The 16,704-nt window shown below is 69.2% G+C and carries 19 protein-coding genes; 7 read left to right on the top strand and 12 right to left on the bottom strand.

The window, feature by feature from the left end; all coding sequences use genetic code 11:
- Positions 1-31 precede the first annotated feature (31 nt).
- Positions 32-1,072 carry a hypothetical protein gene (locus AAF430_25040; GenBank protein MEM7413522.1) on the bottom strand — a complete coding sequence of 347 codons (1,041 nt, stop codon included), beginning with the start codon at positions 1,070-1,072 and terminating at the stop codon, positions 32-34.
- Complete coding sequence (locus AAF430_25035) at positions 1,069-1,566, bottom strand: MarR family transcriptional regulator (GenBank protein MEM7413521.1); 498 nt, start codon at positions 1,564-1,566, stop codon at positions 1,069-1,071. The genes AAF430_25040 and AAF430_25035 overlap by 4 nt, the downstream gene beginning before the upstream one ends.
- Positions 1,567-1,682: 116 nt before the next feature.
- On the opposite strand from AAF430_25035, the gene AAF430_25030 reads away from it, so the two are divergent.
- The gene (locus AAF430_25030; GenBank protein MEM7413520.1) at positions 1,683-2,726 is read left to right on the top strand and encodes a D-2-hydroxyacid dehydrogenase; all 1,044 of its coding nucleotides are present in this window, start codon (positions 1,683-1,685) and stop codon (positions 2,724-2,726) included.
- 15 nt (positions 2,727-2,741) lie between these two features.
- Here the strand turns inward: AAF430_25030 and AAF430_25025 are convergent, their stop codons facing one another.
- Positions 2,742-4,964 carry a molybdopterin-dependent oxidoreductase gene (locus AAF430_25025; GenBank protein ID MEM7413519.1) on the bottom strand — a complete coding sequence of 741 codons (2,223 nt, stop codon included), beginning with the start codon at positions 4,962-4,964 and terminating at the stop codon, positions 2,742-2,744.
- Between the two features lie 196 nt (positions 4,965-5,160).
- Between AAF430_25025 and AAF430_25020 the strand changes: the two genes are divergently transcribed.
- Entirely contained in the window at positions 5,161-5,964 is an 804-nt protein-coding gene (locus AAF430_25020) for a phytanoyl-CoA dioxygenase family protein (protein ID MEM7413518.1), read from the top strand.
- 15 nt (positions 5,965-5,979) lie between these two features.
- Here AAF430_25020 and AAF430_25015 read toward each other — a convergent pair whose 3' ends face one another.
- On the bottom strand, positions 5,980-6,465 hold the full coding sequence (locus tag AAF430_25015; GenBank protein MEM7413517.1) for a hypothetical protein: 486 nt from the start codon (positions 6,463-6,465) through the stop codon (positions 5,980-5,982).
- A 151-nt stretch (positions 6,466-6,616) separates the two neighbouring features.
- On the opposite strand from AAF430_25015, the gene AAF430_25010 reads away from it, so the two are divergent.
- Positions 6,617-7,474: a tetratricopeptide repeat protein gene (locus tag AAF430_25010; GenBank protein MEM7413516.1), complete on the top strand. Its 858-nt coding sequence runs from the start codon at positions 6,617-6,619 to the stop codon at positions 7,472-7,474.
- On the opposite strand, the gene AAF430_25005 is transcribed toward AAF430_25010, so the two are convergent.
- From AAF430_25005 to AAF430_24975, 7 genes are all read right to left on the bottom strand, one after another.
- Complete coding sequence (locus tag AAF430_25005; protein MEM7413515.1) at positions 7,396-8,016, bottom strand: hypothetical protein; 621 nt, start codon at positions 8,014-8,016, stop codon at positions 7,396-7,398. The genes AAF430_25010 and AAF430_25005 overlap by 79 nt on opposite strands.
- A gap of 45 nt (positions 8,017-8,061) precedes the next feature.
- Entirely contained in the window at positions 8,062-8,472 is a 411-nt protein-coding gene (locus AAF430_25000) for a PaaI family thioesterase (GenBank protein ID MEM7413514.1), read from the bottom strand.
- A 59-nt stretch (positions 8,473-8,531) separates the two neighbouring features.
- Positions 8,532-9,140 (bottom strand): TetR/AcrR family transcriptional regulator, encoded by a 609-nt coding sequence (locus AAF430_24995; protein MEM7413513.1) that lies wholly within the window; start codon positions 9,138-9,140, stop codon positions 8,532-8,534.
- A 7-nt stretch (positions 9,141-9,147) separates the two neighbouring features.
- The gene (locus AAF430_24990; GenBank protein ID MEM7413512.1) at positions 9,148-10,038 is read right to left on the bottom strand and encodes a crotonase/enoyl-CoA hydratase family protein; all 891 of its coding nucleotides are present in this window, start codon (positions 10,036-10,038) and stop codon (positions 9,148-9,150) included.
- A 214-nt stretch (positions 10,039-10,252) separates the two neighbouring features.
- A complete protein-coding gene (locus AAF430_24985) occupies positions 10,253-10,771 on the bottom strand; it encodes a DUF1993 domain-containing protein (GenBank protein ID MEM7413511.1) in 519 nt (172 codons plus the stop codon).
- 95 nt (positions 10,772-10,866) lie between these two features.
- Positions 10,867-11,601 (bottom strand): glutathione binding-like protein, encoded by a 735-nt coding sequence (locus tag AAF430_24980; GenBank protein MEM7413510.1) that lies wholly within the window; start codon positions 11,599-11,601, stop codon positions 10,867-10,869.
- A 61-nt stretch (positions 11,602-11,662) separates the two neighbouring features.
- Complete coding sequence (locus AAF430_24975; protein MEM7413509.1) at positions 11,663-12,103, bottom strand: MarR family transcriptional regulator; 441 nt, start codon at positions 12,101-12,103, stop codon at positions 11,663-11,665.
- Positions 12,104-12,240: 137 nt separating this feature from the next.
- Between AAF430_24975 and AAF430_24970 the strand changes: the two genes are divergently transcribed.
- Genes AAF430_24970 through AAF430_24955 form a run of 4 tightly spaced genes read left to right on the top strand, consistent with a single transcriptional unit; the run spans position 12,241 to position 15,818 of the window.
- Positions 12,241-12,882, top strand: coding sequence for a TetR/AcrR family transcriptional regulator (locus AAF430_24970; protein MEM7413508.1), 642 nt, complete (start codon positions 12,241-12,243; stop codon positions 12,880-12,882).
- Positions 12,883-12,934: 52 nt separating this feature from the next.
- Positions 12,935-14,587: an FAD-dependent monooxygenase gene (locus AAF430_24965; protein ID MEM7413507.1), complete on the top strand. Its 1,653-nt coding sequence runs from the start codon at positions 12,935-12,937 to the stop codon at positions 14,585-14,587.
- Positions 14,584-15,270, top strand: a complete 687-nt coding sequence (locus tag AAF430_24960; GenBank protein MEM7413506.1) for a VTT domain-containing protein — start codon at positions 14,584-14,586, stop codon at positions 15,268-15,270. Before AAF430_24965 ends, AAF430_24960 begins: the two co-directional genes overlap by 4 nt.
- The gene (locus AAF430_24955; GenBank protein ID MEM7413505.1) at positions 15,267-15,818 is read left to right on the top strand and encodes an NADPH-dependent FMN reductase; all 552 of its coding nucleotides are present in this window, start codon (positions 15,267-15,269) and stop codon (positions 15,816-15,818) included. The genes AAF430_24960 and AAF430_24955 overlap by 4 nt, the downstream gene beginning before the upstream one ends.
- A gap of 11 nt (positions 15,819-15,829) precedes the next feature.
- Here the strand turns inward: AAF430_24955 and AAF430_24950 are convergent, their stop codons facing one another.
- Positions 15,830-16,681: an SDR family oxidoreductase gene (locus AAF430_24950; protein MEM7413504.1), complete on the bottom strand. Its 852-nt coding sequence runs from the start codon at positions 16,679-16,681 to the stop codon at positions 15,830-15,832.
- Positions 16,682-16,704 lie beyond the last annotated feature (23 nt).

Here is a 16,704-nt window from a genome sequence, read left to right as displayed (position 1 = left end):
TTCGCCCGGGCCAGCGTGCGGCCCGCGCGGTTCAGGCTTCGACGGGCAGCGTCACGCTGCGGGTCATCCCCCAGCTCGGGATGACGCACGAGTGTTTCCCCGCCCCACCGGCGACGAGCACGCGGAGGTTGTCGGGGTGATCGGTGATCGGGAGTGGCGCATCTGCGGGCAACGCCTGGTGCCAAGGACGATGTTGGACGACGTCGAAGGCACCGCGCAGCACGGGAGCCGGCAGCCGCGCGCGCTCGTACAGATACGACTGCACGTCGCGCCGACTCCAGCCGGCGCCCGCGATCGTCGCCGCGTGCTCGGGACCGAGCACCACGAAGAACTCGGCCGAAGACACGGGCGCGTTGTTGGACCCGAGCGTCGCCATCACGCTCGCGCCCTTGTCGAGGATCGCCTCGGGCGCCTCGCTCTCCATGTCGTGGAAGTTGTGCGGGTTCTCACCGCAGTGGAGGGTGACCGCGCTCGGAGCCTCGACGCCGACGCTGCGCGGATAGGTCTCCCACGGTGAGGCGCCCTCGTTCTCGGCGATGCAGTAGGTGTACTTCGACGGTTGTCCTTGGCTGGAGGCATCACCGGCACCGGGCCGGGCGCCAGCGATGTGCATCAGGATCAAGCGGATCGCCCGGCCGACGGTCGCGTTCGCGCGATGGCCCGGACCGAACGTCCCGAGCCCCGCGTTGAAGCCCTGCTCGGCGACGACCGCCCCGTGCACGATCAGGAGCGGCGCCACCGGATGGGTGGTGGCGTTCACCCCCCGCAGGTTCAACTCGGGACGCGCAAGCCCGCGCACGGCGCTCACCAGGACGGGCAAGACCCCCGGAGTACAACCGGCCAGCACCGCGTTGATCGCGACCGCACGCCGGGTCGCTTCCCCCGCCCGCGGCTCGAGGGTGGCGATCACCTCGTCGGGGTCGAGGTCGCCCTCCCCTGAGGCCGCGAGCATCGCATCTACCCGGTCGCGCGTCGGCGGAACGAGCGGCAACCCGTCGCCGAGCCCCTTCGCTTCGAACAGCTCCAACAGCGCTTCGGGCGTATCGGCCGAGAGCTCGAACTCCTCGGTCACGACGCCGCCCTTCCCTCGAAGAGCGCGAGCAGCGCCTCGAGCACGCGGTCCGTGTCCTTCAGCTGGGTTTCGGAGAACGGCTCGAGCAGGTCCTCGGTCGCTTCGAGATAGGCGCGGAACACCTCCTCTTGCAGCGCCCGCCCCTTGCGCGTGAGGGAAACGAGCGATCCGCGTCGATCGAGCGAATCGGGCGTGCGTGCCACGAGGCCGCGCTCTTCGAGGCGACCCAGCGTCTTGGTCATGCCGCCCGAGGATCGCTGCAGCCGGCTGTAGAGCATGCTCGGTCTCAGCTGATAGGGAGCCCCCGCGCGGCGCAAGGCCGCCAGCACCCCGTAGTCGCCAGCGCTCAGTCGATAGGGTGCGAGCACGTCGTGCTGGAACCCGTCGATCAGCAGAGCCAGCCGCGCCAGCCGCACCATCGGCGGGAGCGTCGCCGTGTCGTAGTCCGGGTGCTCCCGCTGCCAGGCTTCGGAGAGCTCGTCGATCCAGCTCATGCGTTGCTCGCGCGCCTCCTCCGCCCTTATACTTTCGAGAAAGCTTTCTGGCAAGATAAATTTCGCCCCAGCCCGGGATGGCCGGCGCGACCCGGAGATGCGCTAGGGATGGAGTCGTGAGCGAGCCCCTCGTCGTGTGCCTCGGCTACCCCGCCCTGCTCGCCGATCGCTACGTGGCACGGGTGCGGGCCATCGATCCGCGCATCGAGGTGGTGGGCATGCCCGTCGACCCCGACACCGACTGGGTGACCGTGCCCCCCGACCGTCCCCACGACGAACCGCCGCGCTGGGCGGTCGGTTGCGAGGACGAGCGGCGCCGGGCGCTCGCGCGCGCGGAGGTCCTGATCCAGCTCCACACGCCGAAGGACCTGATGCAGCTCGCACCGCGTTTGCGTTGGCTGCAGGGCCTGGGCGCCGGCGTCGACCAGTTCGTGGCGGCGGGCGTCACCCGCGACCGGGTCGTGGTGACCAATGCGTCGGGCGTCAGCGCCGGGTCGATGGCCGAGTTCGTGATCGGTCGGCTCCTGCAGATCTGGAAACGCTTCCCCGAGGCCGAGGCCTACCAGCGCAAGCACGAGTACGTGCGCACCTACGGGCGCAGCTTCGCCGGCTCGGTGATCGGGATCGTCGGGCTCGGACACATCGGTGCGGCGGTGGCCCAACGCGCGCGGGCGATGGGCGTGCGGGTGCTCGCGACGAAGCGCAACCCCGAACAAGGCGACCCGGACGCGGCCGACAAGATCTTCCGCACCGACCGGCTCCACGAGATGCTGGCCCAGTGCGACGGTGTCGTCGTGACCGCACCGGCCACACCCGAGACGCACCACCTCATCGACCGCGCGGCCCTGGCCGCGATGAAGTCCGGCGCGGTGCTCGTGAACGTCGCGCGCGGATCGCTGGTCGACGAGGCCGCGCTCCTCGACGCCCTCGCTTCGGGCCAGCTGTCCGCGGCGGCGCTCGATGTCTTCGAGACCGAACCCCTGCCTGCCGACAGCCCGATCTGGGACGCGCCGAACCTCTGGGTGTCGGCCCATTCCTCGGTCTCGGTCGACCGCTACGTCGACGACGTCTTCGATCTCTTCGAGGACAACCTCCAGCGCTTCGCGCGCGGGGAGCCGCTGCGCAACCGCGTCGACATGCAGGCGCTGGGCTTTCGCTAGAGGACCGCGGCGGGATCAGAGCGCGCGGATCTCGACCGGGATGCCGTTCGCGACGCTGGTACCCGAGGGTACGTCGAGGGGCGCCGCGTCCGTCAGAGCGTTCGCATTCACCCCCGGCTGCTTCTCGGCGGCGACACCGAGCCGCGTTCCCGCCGCGCCGTGACCGAAGCCATGGGGCAGGCTGACGACGCCGGGCATCATCTCGTCGCTCACTTCGACGTCGACCTCGAGTCGACCCGAGCGCGATTCGATCGCCGCGCGACCTCCGTCGCTCACGCCGTGCCGCTTTGCGTCGTCCGGATGCACGAGCAGCGTGCAGCGCGCTTTGCCCTTCGCCAGGTTCGGCAGGTTGTGGAGCCAGGAGTTCATACCGCGCATCTGGCGTCGCCCGATGAGGCGCAGGCCATTCGGATCCTCGAAGCTCCGCCGACGCTCGCGCAGGCGCGCGACGTCGCTCGTGATCCGTCGATCCGCGAGATCGATGCGCCGCCCTTCGGTGCGGAGGATGTCGGGGAATCGCGGTTCGAGGGGTCCGAGATCGATCGCAGCGCGGGCGGCCTTGAGCTTCTCGAGGTTCAAGCCCTCGGCCTGCTTCCCGAAGTGGTCGCCGTAGGGCCCGCAGCGGAGCTGGAGATCGACGATCCGCATCGGGCCCCGCTCGGCTCCGAGGGCCGCGATCACGTCGTCGGGGTCGAGCCCGAGCTTCCCGGCGAAGCGGGTCGCGTTCTGCATGACGTGCACGTCGTCGTAGGCGCCCGCTTCGGCGCCGTTCAATCGGGCGGCGAGTTCGAGGTAGACCTCCCATGAGCGCTTCTCGCCCGGCTCGGGTTCGAAGACCTGCTCGCCGTAGCGCACGTGGTTGCGCACCGCCGTCGACTGACAGAGGAAGTCGAAGTTCTCGTGGGTGAGCTGGGGCGCCGTCGGCAGGATCAGGTCGGCGTAGCGCGTCGTCTCGTTCAGGTAGATGTCGACGGCCACCATGAACTCGAGACCGGCGAGCCCCTCGGCGATCCGGTTGCCCTCGGGCATCGACAGCACCGGGTTGCCGCAGGTGACGAGCAAGGCGCGCACGCGCCGCTCTCCCGCACGTTCCGGATCGAGTTCTTCGGCGAAGGCCGAGGCCGGGAGATGGCCGTCGACGGTGGGCAGGCCCCGCGCCGCCGTCTTGTAGGGCCCGATCGAAATCGGCGGCATCGGGTTGCCCGGCTCGTGCTGGCCCGTCGCGGGGCGCGGGAACATCATGCCGCCTGGCTCGTCGTAGCGCCCCAGCAGGATGTTCACGACGTCGACGAGCCAGCTCGCGAGGGTGCCGAACTCGACCGTGCAGGTGCCGATCCGACCGTAGACGCAAGCCCGCGGGTGCGCGGCGAGCTCGCGGGCGATGCGGCGCGTGGTCTCGGCGGGGATCCCGGTCGCGGCCGCGGTCGCCTCGGGCGTGAAGTCGGCCGCGAGATCCTCGATCGCCTCCAGGCCGTCCGTGAACGCGGCGAAACGACCCAGCTGCACGCGATCCTCGGCAAAGAGCACGTGCACCAGAGAGAAGAGGAAGTACGCGTCGCTGCCCGGGCGGATGAAGCAATGCTCGTCGGCGACGTCCGCCGTCTCCGTCCGGCGCGGGTCGACCACGACGAGCTTGCCGCCGCGCTCCTGGATGGCGCGCAGCTTCTTCGCGACCCCCGGCGCCGACATCAGGCTGCCCTGGGAGACGATCGGGTTCCCGCCGAGACACAGGAAGTAGTCGCAGCGATCGATGTCGGGGATCGGCAGGATCGACCCTTTGCCGAACAGGACGCGCGATGTGTAGAGCTTCGGGAAGTGATCCATCGTCGCCGCCGAGAACATGCGCGGGGTCCGCAGCGACTCGAGAATGAAGCGGTTGTACAGCAGGCAGCCCACGTCGAAGCCCGACGGGTTGCCGATGTAGACGCCTAGCGTGTCGTTGCCGTACTCGGCCTGGAGGGCGCCGATCCGCTCGGCGGCGAAATCGTAGGCCGCTTCCCAGGAGAGTTCCTCCCAGCCGCCGCTGGGCGTCTTGCGGATCGGACGCTTCAGGCGGTCCGGATCCTCGAAGACGCCCTGCATGGCCGTCGCCTTGGGACAGATGTGGCCCTGGCTGATCGGATCGTCCGGGTTGCCCTCGATCCGGAGCACCTTGCGCGCGTCGCGATCGGCCAGCACGCGAATTCCGCAGCTCGCTTCGCAGATCGAGCACGAACGATGGAACCATTCGGCGGCCATCGGGCCAGCCTGCAGAAGGGACGATCCGCTCGCAACCCGGCCTGCAAGGCGTCGCGGCACTCCGCGAGGGACGGAGGCCACACGCACGGCCGGGATCGTCGAAACGATCGACACGACCGCCTGACCAACGACGTCATTCGCTCGGCGCGGCCCGACCCGAAGGGCTACGCTCGACGCGCTCGCTCGAGGTCTCGCCATTTCATCTGCGACGCCGCTCCAAGCCCACGAGCCCGACCCCGCCGCCCTCGCCCACCTCCGCGAGCACGGCTACGTGGTCCTGCCCTCGCTGCTGTCTCGCGACGAGGTCGCGCGGGTTCGCGGCGAGCTGGCTCCCCACCTCACCCACTTCGGACGAAACCCCTTCGAAGGCCACAAGACCCAGCGCGTGTATGCGCTCCTGGCGAAGGCGCCGTCGATCGCCGCGCTGGTCGAGCACCCGGCGGTGCTCGCACTGATCGACCCGTTCCTCATGCCCTCGTATCTCTTGTGGGGCGGGCTCGCGATCAACAAGCACCCGGGCGAGGAGCGCCAGGACTACCACTGCGACGACGACGCGGGCGCGCCGCCGCGACCCCGACCCGCCCAAGGCATGAGCACGATGTGGGCCCTCGACGATTTCACCGACGAGAACGGGGCCACCGAGATCATTCCCGGCAGCCACACCTGGGGGCCCGGCGAACTTCCCGCCCACGACGACGCCCGCACCTTCCAGGCGGTGATGCCCGCAGGCTCGGTGATGATCTGGCAGGGCTCCCTCTTCCACCGCGGCGGCGCCAACCAAACCGACACCACGCGGCTCGGCATCACGCTCCAGTACTGCCAGCCCTGGCTGCGACAGATCGAGAACATGGTGCTCGCCGTGCCGCCCGAGATCGCCGCGCGCTACTCGAAGCGCGTGCGCGCGATGCTCGGCTACGACCTCATGAACGGCACTTTCATGGGCTACGTCGACGGCCGCAACCCGAGCAAGCTCGTCGACCGCTACGCGGAAGACGACTGAGTCACCGGCCGGGCGCTACTCGGAGCGATCTTCGAGGTAGCGATGAATCCGCGCCTGGCGATCCTCGCTGAACACGGGGGCGAGGCTCGCGATCGAGACCGGTTTGCCGCCGTAGCCCCACGCCCCTTCGGGCACCTCGGTGATGGTCATCCAGAAGTCCGCGCCCGACCCGCTGCGCGGCATGTCGACCTCTTCGCGGATCACGGACTCGAGGTCCCCGAAGAGCTGGGCCTTCATGGCGTCGGTCCAGGGGCCCGCCATGACCTGGGTGGTGACGACGGCCGCGCGCCCCGAACCGCCCGCGTCGGCCATCCGCTGGGCGCCCATGTAGAGATCCTCGGGAGCGACTTCCTCGAAGTGGACGAGGAAACCGGCGTGGGCGGCCGGGGAGTCTTGGCCCACCTCGACGCGCGCGAACGCCGCGATCAGTCGGCTGGCGAGTTGCTGCTTGCGCTCGGCGTCGAGAGAGGCGCCTACGAGGCTCACGCGCATGATGGTCATCCCGCATCCTCCGTCGGCGTGGCCCGATGGGGCGCAGCGCCGTCGGGAGGATGGGGGATTCCGCACGAAGCGCACTCCCGGGCCGCGATTTCGTGACCGGTCCGGGAGCCGGCGCCTCCTGCGCGGGGGGCGAAAGCTATGTTCCTCCGCCATGACCCCCGCGCGCCTCCTGTTGCTGTGTCTGTTCCTCGTGCTGGGCGGAGTCGCGCTCTGGGTATTCGGGCCGACCCCCGTCGAGCGGTTGGCCGTTCTGATCGAGGAGCGCCGCTGGCCAGAAGCCGAGGCGCTCGCGCGGAGCGCCCTCGAAGACAGCTCGGGCGAGGTCCGCGCCGACCTCTACCGCGACCTGGGCTTCGCGCTCGCGCGGCAGGAGAGGCACACCGAGGCGATCGAAGCCTTCCAGGAGGCGTTCGCGCTGCGCCCGGACGACCCGGAGATGCGTCGCCGCGCCGCGATCTCGATGGTCGGCGTGGGGCGGCAACACGACGCGCGCGGCGACTCGGATGCGGCGGTCGCCCGCTACCGAGAGGCGGTCGCTCTCGCCCCCGACATTCCCCATGGCCACCGCGCACTCGTCCCTTCCCTCCGTGAGCGGGGCGAGCGCGACGAGGCGATCGCAGCGCTGCAGGTCGGGCTGCGGCACGGCCCCGGCGACGTCCATCTACGGCTTCAGCTCGCGTGGCTCCTCGCCACCCACCCCGATCCCGCCCGACGCGACGTCGATCGCGCGGTCGACCTCGCCAGCGATGCGTTCCTCCACGACCGCACGCCCGAGACCCTCGAGACGATGGCGGTCGCGCTGGCGGCGAAAGGGAACTTCCGTGACGCGGTCGAGCACCAGCGCTCGGCCATCGAACTCGCAGGCGGCGAGGAGGCACCGGAGTTCGAGGCGCGGCAAGCGCGACTCGAGGCCTTCGAGGCGAAGCGGCCCTACCTCGAGGGCGTTGCCGCAGGCGGGCAGGGATCGAAGCGGAGCGACACCGAGGTATCCGGCGCCTCGCGCGGATAGAAGCCGATCGCAGCCGCCGCCTGCGCCACGCCATACTTCTCCACCTTGAGCGCGTGGATCGTCGTGACGGTCGGTCGGTCCTCGTGGAGCACCGGAACCACGCACTGGGTCTCGCCCCCGCGCAGCATCTCGAGGCGCGCGCCGTCGAGGGAGTGCTCGATCGCCTTCGAGCGCGGCATGCCGACCCACGCGCCGTCTTCGCGATCGATGATCCAGAGCCGGAGCTCCGCAGGACGCCCCGCACTGTCGGTCGCGTAGAGCGAGATCACTTCTTCGACCTCGGCCATCGTCGCGTAGAGACCGAAGAAGAGCACCACGGGCGTGGTCACGAGGGCCAACCAGTGGAGCGGGCGCGGCGCGCTCCGCCACAGGAGCAGCCCGCCGAGTACGAGCGCGCCGAGGCCTCCGAAGAGGTTGCCGCCACCGGGTATGGCATAGGCCCCCGCGTGCTGGATCCGGATGGCGAACACGGCGAGACCGAGCGCGATCAACCCCCAGCCGACGACCGCGGTGACCTTCGAGAACGAATCGGAATGCGCCACGAGCGACCTCCAGTGTTGGGCGGCTTCCTCAGTGTAGGCGCTCGCCTAGCCCACGGAGGCGAACGTCCCTCGGCCCACGGCAACCGCCCGATCTTCGGCCCCGGTCACATCGATGTCCACGACGCCGATCCGCTTCCCGGCCTTGCGCACCCGCGCTTCGGCCCGCAACGAACCCACGGCCGGCCGCAGAAAGTCGGTGCGCATGTCGACGGTCGAGACGATCGACCCGGTCACCATGATCATCGCGAACGTGCCCGCGGTATCGATGAGGCTCGCGACCGCGCCCCCGTGGAACTGGCCCGAGCCGCGTTGCCGCTCGAGGTGGTCGGCGATCGGCATCTCGACGACGAGCGTGCCGGCGCTCGCGTCCGCCTCGACGATCCGCATCCCGCACGACTGGGCGAAGGGAACCTGTTCGAGGAAGGACTCCAGCGTCGCTTTCACGTCGTCCGACACGTTCGCTCCCTCTCTCTCGAATGCGCGCTCGCTTCCGGGCGGCGCGTACGGGGCGAAGCCTAGCGGGCCCCGGACCTCGCCGGAGACGTCACGAGCACTCCGTCGAGAGCCGCCTCCACCAATCGCTCGGCCCAGCCCTGCCCGGGCTCGACGTGGATGCGTCCGAGCACGGTGGTCCCGAGCAGCCCGTAGAAGAGGGTCCCGTGCAGCCGGGCGACGATTGCCAGAGGGTCGCCGTCGTCGACTTCGCCCGCGCCCTGGCCCGCTTCGATCACTTCCAGTGTGCGACGTACGGCCCCGGCGAGCGGCAGCACCGTCGCTTTCTCGAGCCGCCCCGTGTCGTCGAGAAACTCCTGCATGACGAGGCGCAACGCGGTCGGCCGTTCGCGCCCGAGCGTGACCAGGACGCCGAGGAGGGCGCGGAGTCGTTCGTCGACACCGTCGACGCCGGCCGTCGCCGCTTCCATCCGCTGATCCAGGTCCTCCCCCACCGCCTCCAGGACGGCCCGGTAGAGCGCCGCCTTGGAGGGGTAGTGATGGAGGAGCCCGGGATTGCCGAGGCCAGCCGCCTTCGCGATCGACGAGAGCGTCGTGCCGCCAAAGCCCCCGGCGGCGAACTTCGCCTCGGCGCAGTCGAGGATGCGGGGAACCGACGACGCTGCGGGCATGGACGCCTCAGTGGCTGATGACGTGGTTGGGGTTGGGCTTGCGGTCCGGCGGCGCCTGGCTGTAGTCACCGAACAGGCCGTCCCGTTGGGTGATCGCCGAACGCACGCCCTCGGCCTCGACCTTGTCGACCCATGCGAGGGCGTCCGGCGTGTTGCGCATCATGCCATCCAGGATCGGCCCGAGCGTCTGCACGGCATTGAGGCCCTGCTGTTCGTAGGCGTGGTTCACGACCAGCTTCATCGCCTGCAGCTGAGAGACCGGAATACTCTTCAGCAGGTTCGCCACCTCGAGGACCCGGTCTTCGAGCTTCGCGAAGGGCACGGCCTCGTTGATCAGCCCGGCCTCGGCCGCTTCGGCTCCCGTGAAGGGCTGCCCGGTCAGTGCACGCCACTTCGCCTCGGCGAGGCCGAGCCGGTAGATCCACATACCCGACAGGTACGCGCCCCACATGCGGGAATACGGAGTCCCGATGATCGCGTCGTCGGAAGCGATCACGATGTCGGCGGACAACGCGTTGTCGGACCCGCCGCCCACGCACCAGCCGTGGATCTGGGCAATCACGGGCTTCGACGTGCGCCACATCGAGAAGAACTGCTGGGTCGGCGCGGTGAGCTCGTTCGTCGACCAGGTGAACTCCTTCCCCGGGTCCCACTTGCCTTCCGTGGAGATGTAGTCGTCCCAGTGGTGGAAGCCGCCGTCGAAGTTGTAGCCGGCGCAGAAGGCGCGCCCGTTGCCACGCACGACGATCACCTTCACGTCGTTGTCGCGGGTCGCCTCCTCGATCGCCGCGGCGAACTCGTCGGGCATCGGCGGCACGATCGTGTTCAGCGCCTCGGGGCGATTGAGGGTCAGGAAGAAGACGCCGTCCTCGACGGAGGTCTTGATGGTCTCGTACATGGCGAGTCCTCGCGGTGGATGGGGTGGGCATTACCGACCGACTAGTCGGTCGGTACGAGAATCCCAAGAAAACCCAGGGCTGTCAAGCCTCCTGGATCATCTGGGAGCGGCGCGCGCCCGGGTACCGGGAGCAGGGTTCAGGCAGGGGGCGACCCATGCCGCGACGTTGCCCTGCTGCCGAGGCGTTCGCCCCGGGCTCGTCGGTCCCGTAGGACTAGACGCCGGCCTTCATCGCCCCGAGGAAGTCCCGCTTGCCGAGCGGCACGCCCTTCATGCGCAGCACGTCGTACGCCGTGGTCGCGTGGAAGTAGAAGTTCGGCAGCGAGAAGGACAAGGCGAAGTTCTTCGCGGTGAAGGGGATCTCGTTCCCCCCCAGCTTGAAGACGAGCTGACCATCGGCGAGGGCGTCGATCTCGTCCCGGTTCTGCGCCTTCAGCGCGTCGAGCGTCGCCTCCGTCATGGTCTGGAGCACGGCGTAGTCGCAGGCTTCGTAGTTCGGGGGGCGGAACTCGCCCGACTTGAGCCCTTGCAGCGCACCCAGCGAGTGGTGGGTCACGCTGGTCACCTGGAAGTGGAAGTTGGCCATGTCCGGGTAGAGACGGGTCGCGACGATGTCGTCGAGGGCGATGCCCTCGGTCTTACAGTGGTCGGCTCCTTTGCCCAGGATGCCGACCAGGGCCTCGATGATCTGGACGTAGCTGCCGACCGTCAGGTCGTAGAACGAAACGGACATGTCTCTCCTCTTCGAAGGGGTCTCGCCGAAGTTCGGCGCGGCCGAGCAGGACTCGCCTGACCTCGGCCTGGTGAAAACGCGCTGCCCGAGATGGGTCAGAGATCCGAACGCAGGCGATCGTTCGAGGCGATCGAGGCGCCTCCTTTGGCATAGCTGTCGCGGCGTTCCTGGCTCCAGCGATCGACCTCGTCCTCGGGGACCCCGTACGCGAGCCCCCGTCCGACGCCGGGCCGCGCGCGCACGCGATCGATCCACGCCATCACGTTCGGGCGGTCCGTGATGTCGACCTTGCTCCATTTCCAGCCGCGCAGCCAGGGGTAGGCCGCGATGTCGGCGATCGTGAACGTGTCGCCGCAGATGAAGGCCTGCCCCTCGAGCTTGCGATCGAGCACCCCGGCGAGCCGCCGCGCTTCCTTCCCGAAGCGCTCGAGCGGGTGCGCGCGCGCTTCGTCGGACACGTCGGTGATGTAGCGCGTGTAGGCGAGCTTGTTGCCGAAGATCGGTCCGACATTGGCGGCCTGCCAGTACACCCAGGGCAGGACGTCCCAGCGCGCCTCTCCTTCCGGCAGCAGCGGGGACGGAAACTTCTCCCCGAGGTACTGGAGGATGGCGCAGCTCTCGATCACGTGGCGGTCGCCGTCTACGAGTGCCGGGATCTTCTGATTGGGGTTCACCGCCGTGAAGGCATCCGTGAACTGGTCGCCCTTCATGATGTCGATCGGCGTGACGGTGAGATCGGCGAGCTCGAAGCCCGCTTCGCGCAGCTCTTCGACCATGATCGTCACCTTCCAGCCGTTGGGCGTCGGGGAGGTCAGCAGTTCCATCGCCATGGGGGTCTCCTTGTCCTGTCTTTGGGCTCGTGGCTGGCGCGTGCCGATGGGCGCGTTGGGATCAGGCTTCGTCGCCTTGCTCGATGAGGTCTTGCAAGCGATCGGCCGCGTGAACCAGGTCGTCGAGGAAGCGTTCCGACGTCACCCCTTCCAACGCGCGCCGAAACGCCGCCTCCTGTTTCTTGCGAACCGGTTCGACGCGGTCGAGAAGTGCGCGCCCTGCAAGCGTGATGCGCACGGACTTCGAGCGTCCGTCGGGACCGGGTCCCACGGCGACCCACCCCCCGGTCTCGACGGCCTGCACCGCACGGGTGACCGACGTGCGCTCCGCGCCGACCCGCTCGGCGAGCTGTCCGATCGTGACGGGGCCCTCTTCGCCGACGACGGTGAGCAGATGGAATTGGGTCGAGCGCAGACCTTCGGCGCGCAGCGCCTGGTCGTAGAACTGGGTCACCTGACGGGAGAGCCGCCGCACCTTGAAGGCGCTGCATTCACGATCCATGCGGGCACACTAGTGCATATGCACGCAAAGGAGCAAAGCGATCGGGGTGATCGTGCCAGCGCGGAGCCCTGGAAATGAATCTAAATGAACAGTATTCAATATTGAAAAATACTCATTTTATGGGCATCCTGGGCTCCATGCCCGAGACACGCCGGACCCGCGGCTACCGGAAGAAAGAGAGGACACGTCGGCAGCTGCTCGCCGCCGGAATGCGCGTCCTCTCCACCAAGGGCGACACGCTGACGGCGAGCGACGTGAGCACGGAAGCCGAAGTCGCCGTCGGCACCTTCTACAACTACTTCGCCGACCGCGATGCCCTGATCGACGCCGTCACCGAGGAACAGCTGCACACCCTGGCCGCGACGGCGGCCACCGCCGAGGAGCCGATCCCGGACCCGGCACTTCGGGTGGCGCTGACCTCGGCCGTCATCCTGCGCCGCGCAGCCACCGACACGCCCTGGGCGCGTCTCGTCTTGCGGCTCGTCAACCGGCCGACGGTCTACAACCGCATCAATGGATACCTGCGAGAAGACCTTTCGGAGGGACTCGCTGAGGGTCGCTTCGACACGGGGCCCGACGACGCCACGCTCGACCAGACGATCGGTCTGCTCGTCATGACGATCCGTCGCATCGTCGCGGGCCTCGCGGACGACGACGTCTCGAAGCGCTCCATCGAGCGCGGACTGCGTGCGCTCGGCGTGTCGGCGCCCGAAGCGCGAACCCTCGCGGCCGCCGCCGTCGCGACGGCGTCCCGAACCCCGGCCCTGTCCGCCCGGTAGGCGCTCGAGCGCGCCGCCCCAACGCCACCGCTCCTCTCGGAGGTGCCCAGAGATGAGTCGAGACACCCACACGATCGAAACGCAGGTCGCGATCATCGGCGGCGGCCCGGTGGGGTTGTGCCTCGCGCTGGAGCTCGGGTCGCGCGGCGTCGACTGCGCGGTGCTCGAGCGGCGCGGTGCCGGCGAGCCCGTCTTCCCCACCGCGAACCACATCGGCGTCCGAACGATGGAACAGCTCCGACGTCATGGGCTCTCGGACGAGGTGCGCCGAGCGTTTCGCCCGGACTGGGGAGGCGACTTCGTCTGCCTCACCCATCTCGGCGGTGCCGAGGTCTGCCGCGTCGAGGATGCGCTCGCCGATTCGCGCGATCGCAGCGACTCTCCCGAACGGGAAGTGTGGGCGCCGAAGCCGTGTTTCGATCCGATTCTCGAACGGGCGGTCCATGCGACGGAGACGGCCGCGATTCACCACGGCGTCCAGATCGACTCCGTGTCGGTAACCCGCAGTGGCGTCGCTTGCGCCGGGCGCGATGCCGAAGGCGGCCGGGTCGAGGTGCGCGCGGCCTTCGCGGTCGCCTGCGACGGGGGAAGCAGTCGCGTCCGCGAGTCGCTGGGCATCGAACTCGTCGGCCCGCCGGCGATTCCTGTGCGCGTCCACTCCGCCTTCTTCCGCTCGCGCCGGGTCGCCGACCAGGTGCCCCCCGGCGCCGTGCAGTACCTCTTGCTCGGGACCGAGGCCGGCCCGACGCCCTCGCCCGTCGGAGCAGCCCTCATGATCACCGTCGATGGCCACCACCTCTGGCGCATCCACGGTCTCGGTCTGGACGCCGACGACGAGGCGAAGACCGCCGCTCGCCTCGCCGAGCTGGGAGCGCCGGACGCGGAGATCCTGGCCATGAGTGCGTGGACTCCGCGTCAGGCCCTCGCCACCTCGTTCCGCGCGGGGCGCGTCTTCCTCGCCGGGGACGCAGCTCACGTCGTGACGCCCTTCGGTGGTCTCGGCGTGAACACGGGCATGGCCGACGCGTTCGATCTCGGTTGGAAGCTCGACGCGACACTCCGCGGCTGGGGAGGGCCACGCCTGCTCGAGGAGAGCTACGAGACCGAGCGAAGCCTCGCCGCCCTCGACCTGCTCCGGTACCAGGGCGTGGACTTCTCGGGGCCGGATCCCGAGCGCCTGGGCCCGCCACTGCCGATCCACAAGATCCCGACGGAGGAGCTCTGGCGCACCGACGAGGCGGGGGAAACCGCGCGGCGCGCGTTCGGGGTCGGCTTGATCGATTCCCGGGGTGACGAGTACGTGAAACCGCAGATCGATCTGGGCACACGCTACGACAGCTCGCCGATCGTCTGCGATGATGGGACTCCGCCCATCGATCGCTCGGACAACCGCGTCTACGAAGCCACCACGAAGCCGGGGGGCCGCGCGCCGCACGTGTCACTCCGGGGAGGACGCTCGATTCTCGATCTCTACGGCCGAGGCCTCACGCTGGTCTGCACGGATGCAGCGAACGGGACGGATGCGCTCCAGCGGGCGGCCGAGGAACGGCGGGTCCCGCTCCGGATCGAAGCCGTCCCCGAGGCGTCCGCGGCCTACCCGCTTCCGTTCACCCTCGTCCGCCCGGATGGTGTGGTGGCCTGGCGCGGTTCGGCCCTGCCCTCGGAACCGGCCGGGGTGATCGAAACGGTGGTCGGCTCCCGGTGAAACGGCTCGCGATCCTGGCCGGTTTGGTCGGCGTGGCTCTCGTGGCGTGGGGCACGGGCTTGCACGCGCACCTCGAACTCGACACGGTCCGCAACCTCGTCGACGGCGCCGGTCCGTGGGGTCCGGTGGTGTTCGTCGCGCTCTTCGGGCTCGAAGGGGTTGGAGTCCCCGGCGTCGTCTTCATGTTGGCCGCGATCGCGATCTGGCCCCCTTCCCTGGCGTTCCTCTACAACTTCCTCGGTGCCCAGACGGCCGGGCTGGTGGGCTTCTTCTTCGCACGCTGGATCGGTCGCGATTGGGTCGCCGCGCGCCTGCCGGAGAACGTCCGTCGCTACGAGTCCCGGATCGAAGAGCGCGGACTCGAGACGGTCGTGCTGGTGCGTCTCGTCTTCTTCATCGCCCCCCCAGCGCACTGGTTCCTCGGACTCTCGCCGGTTCGCTTCCGCGACTACCTGCTGGGCTCGATGATCGGCATGCTCCCCTGGCTCGTCGCCGTGAGCTACGGCGGCGGACATGCCTTCCGCTGGCTCACCGAGCAGCCTCGGGAAACCTGGCTGCTGCTCGCGGGCGCCCTGCTCGTCGGGGCGTTCGCTTGGCGCATGCTGCGCCGGCGCGGGAGCACCCGTGCGTCGAATCCACCGCGAGCTCCGCTCGCGCCCTCACCCGAAAGGAAGATTCCATGAACCTGCTCGTGATCGTCGGAAGCCTGCGTGCCGCGGGCTTCAGTCGAAAGCTCGCCGACGCCGTTGCTGCGGCCGCGCCGGAAGGCGCGCAGATCGAAACGACCGACGGCGGAACGCTCCCGCTCTACAACCAGGATCTCGACGGCGACGACAAACCCGCGCCCGTCCAGACTCTGCTCGAGCAGGTGACCACCGCCGACGGGCTCGTCTTCGTGACGCCCGAGTTCAACTACGGAATCCCCGGCCCCGTGAAGAACCTGATCGACTGGGCCTCGCGTCCCGCTTACAACTCGCCGCTGAAGGGGAAGCCGTCCCTCGTCATCGCGCACTCGATCGCCCCGTCGGGCGGCGCGCGCGCCCACGCGCAGCTCGCCAGCGTGCTCGTCGGGACGCTCACCCCCGTCTTCCTGGCGCCGAGCTTCGTGGTCCCTCAGATCCACGAGAAGTTCGACGCCGACGGCGCCCTCACCGACGACATCACGCGCCTCCGCCTGCAAGCGACGCTGCCCGAGTTCGCGGCCTGGGCCACGAGCCAGAACAGCGCCTGAGCCGGCGGCGGCTACTCGGGACGCTTCCCGGCGAGCACCTCGGGCGGGAACATCGCCTCGGCGAACTGACCGAAGTTCGGCCCGCGACGCAGGCTGTGGCCCCCATCGCAGTTGATGCTCTGGCCGGTGATCCAGCGGCTCTCGGGTCCGAGCAGGAAGCGCGCGAGGTGCGCGACGTCCTCGGGCTCCCCGACGTCCTGCATGGGCGTGTTCTCGAGGTAGGACGCGTAGACCTTCGAGTCGCGCGGGACGCCTTCCATGATCTCGGTCGAGATGAAACCGGGACGGATCGCGTTGAAGCGCACCTTCTGAGCGCCGAACTCGTCGGCTGCGTTCTTCATCATCTCTTCGATGCCCGCCTTGCCCACGCAGTAGGCGCCGAAGTAGAGGTGCGTCAGGTGGCCCGCGATCGACGACATGCCGATGAAGGAGCCCCCGCCGTTCGCGACCAGGTGCGGGATGCTGTGCTTCACGCAGAAGAACGTGCCGATCACGTTGAGTTCGAGTACACGCTTGAACTCGCTGGTGTCCTGCACGTGATAGGGCGCCATGCCACCGCCCCCACCGGCGTTGGCGACGACGCCGTCGAGGTGGCCGGTCGGTTCGAGGGCCTTCGCGAGGATGCGCTGCACGTCGTCTTCGTTGGTGACGTCACCGGTGATGAGCTGGACGTTGCCGCCGTGGCCCGCGGCCTTCTCGATCACCTCCGCCGATTCGACGAGCTTCGACTCTGTGCGGCCGCAGATCGTGACCGCCGCGCCGTCGGCAGCCGCGCGCGCCGCGCAGGCCTTACCGATGCCGGTGCCGCCGCCCGTCACGAGGATGGAGGTTCCTTCGAGGCCGCCGCTTACGATGCTCGCCATGTCGCTCTCCCGAGATTCGCCGG

It is taken from the genome of Myxococcota bacterium, assembly GCA_039030075.1.
Lineage (GTDB): Bacteria > Myxococcota_A > UBA9160 > UBA9160 > SMWR01 > JAHEJV01.
The sequence above is the reverse complement of the archived record's forward strand: the minus strand, read 5'-3'. Positions and strand labels throughout refer to the sequence as shown.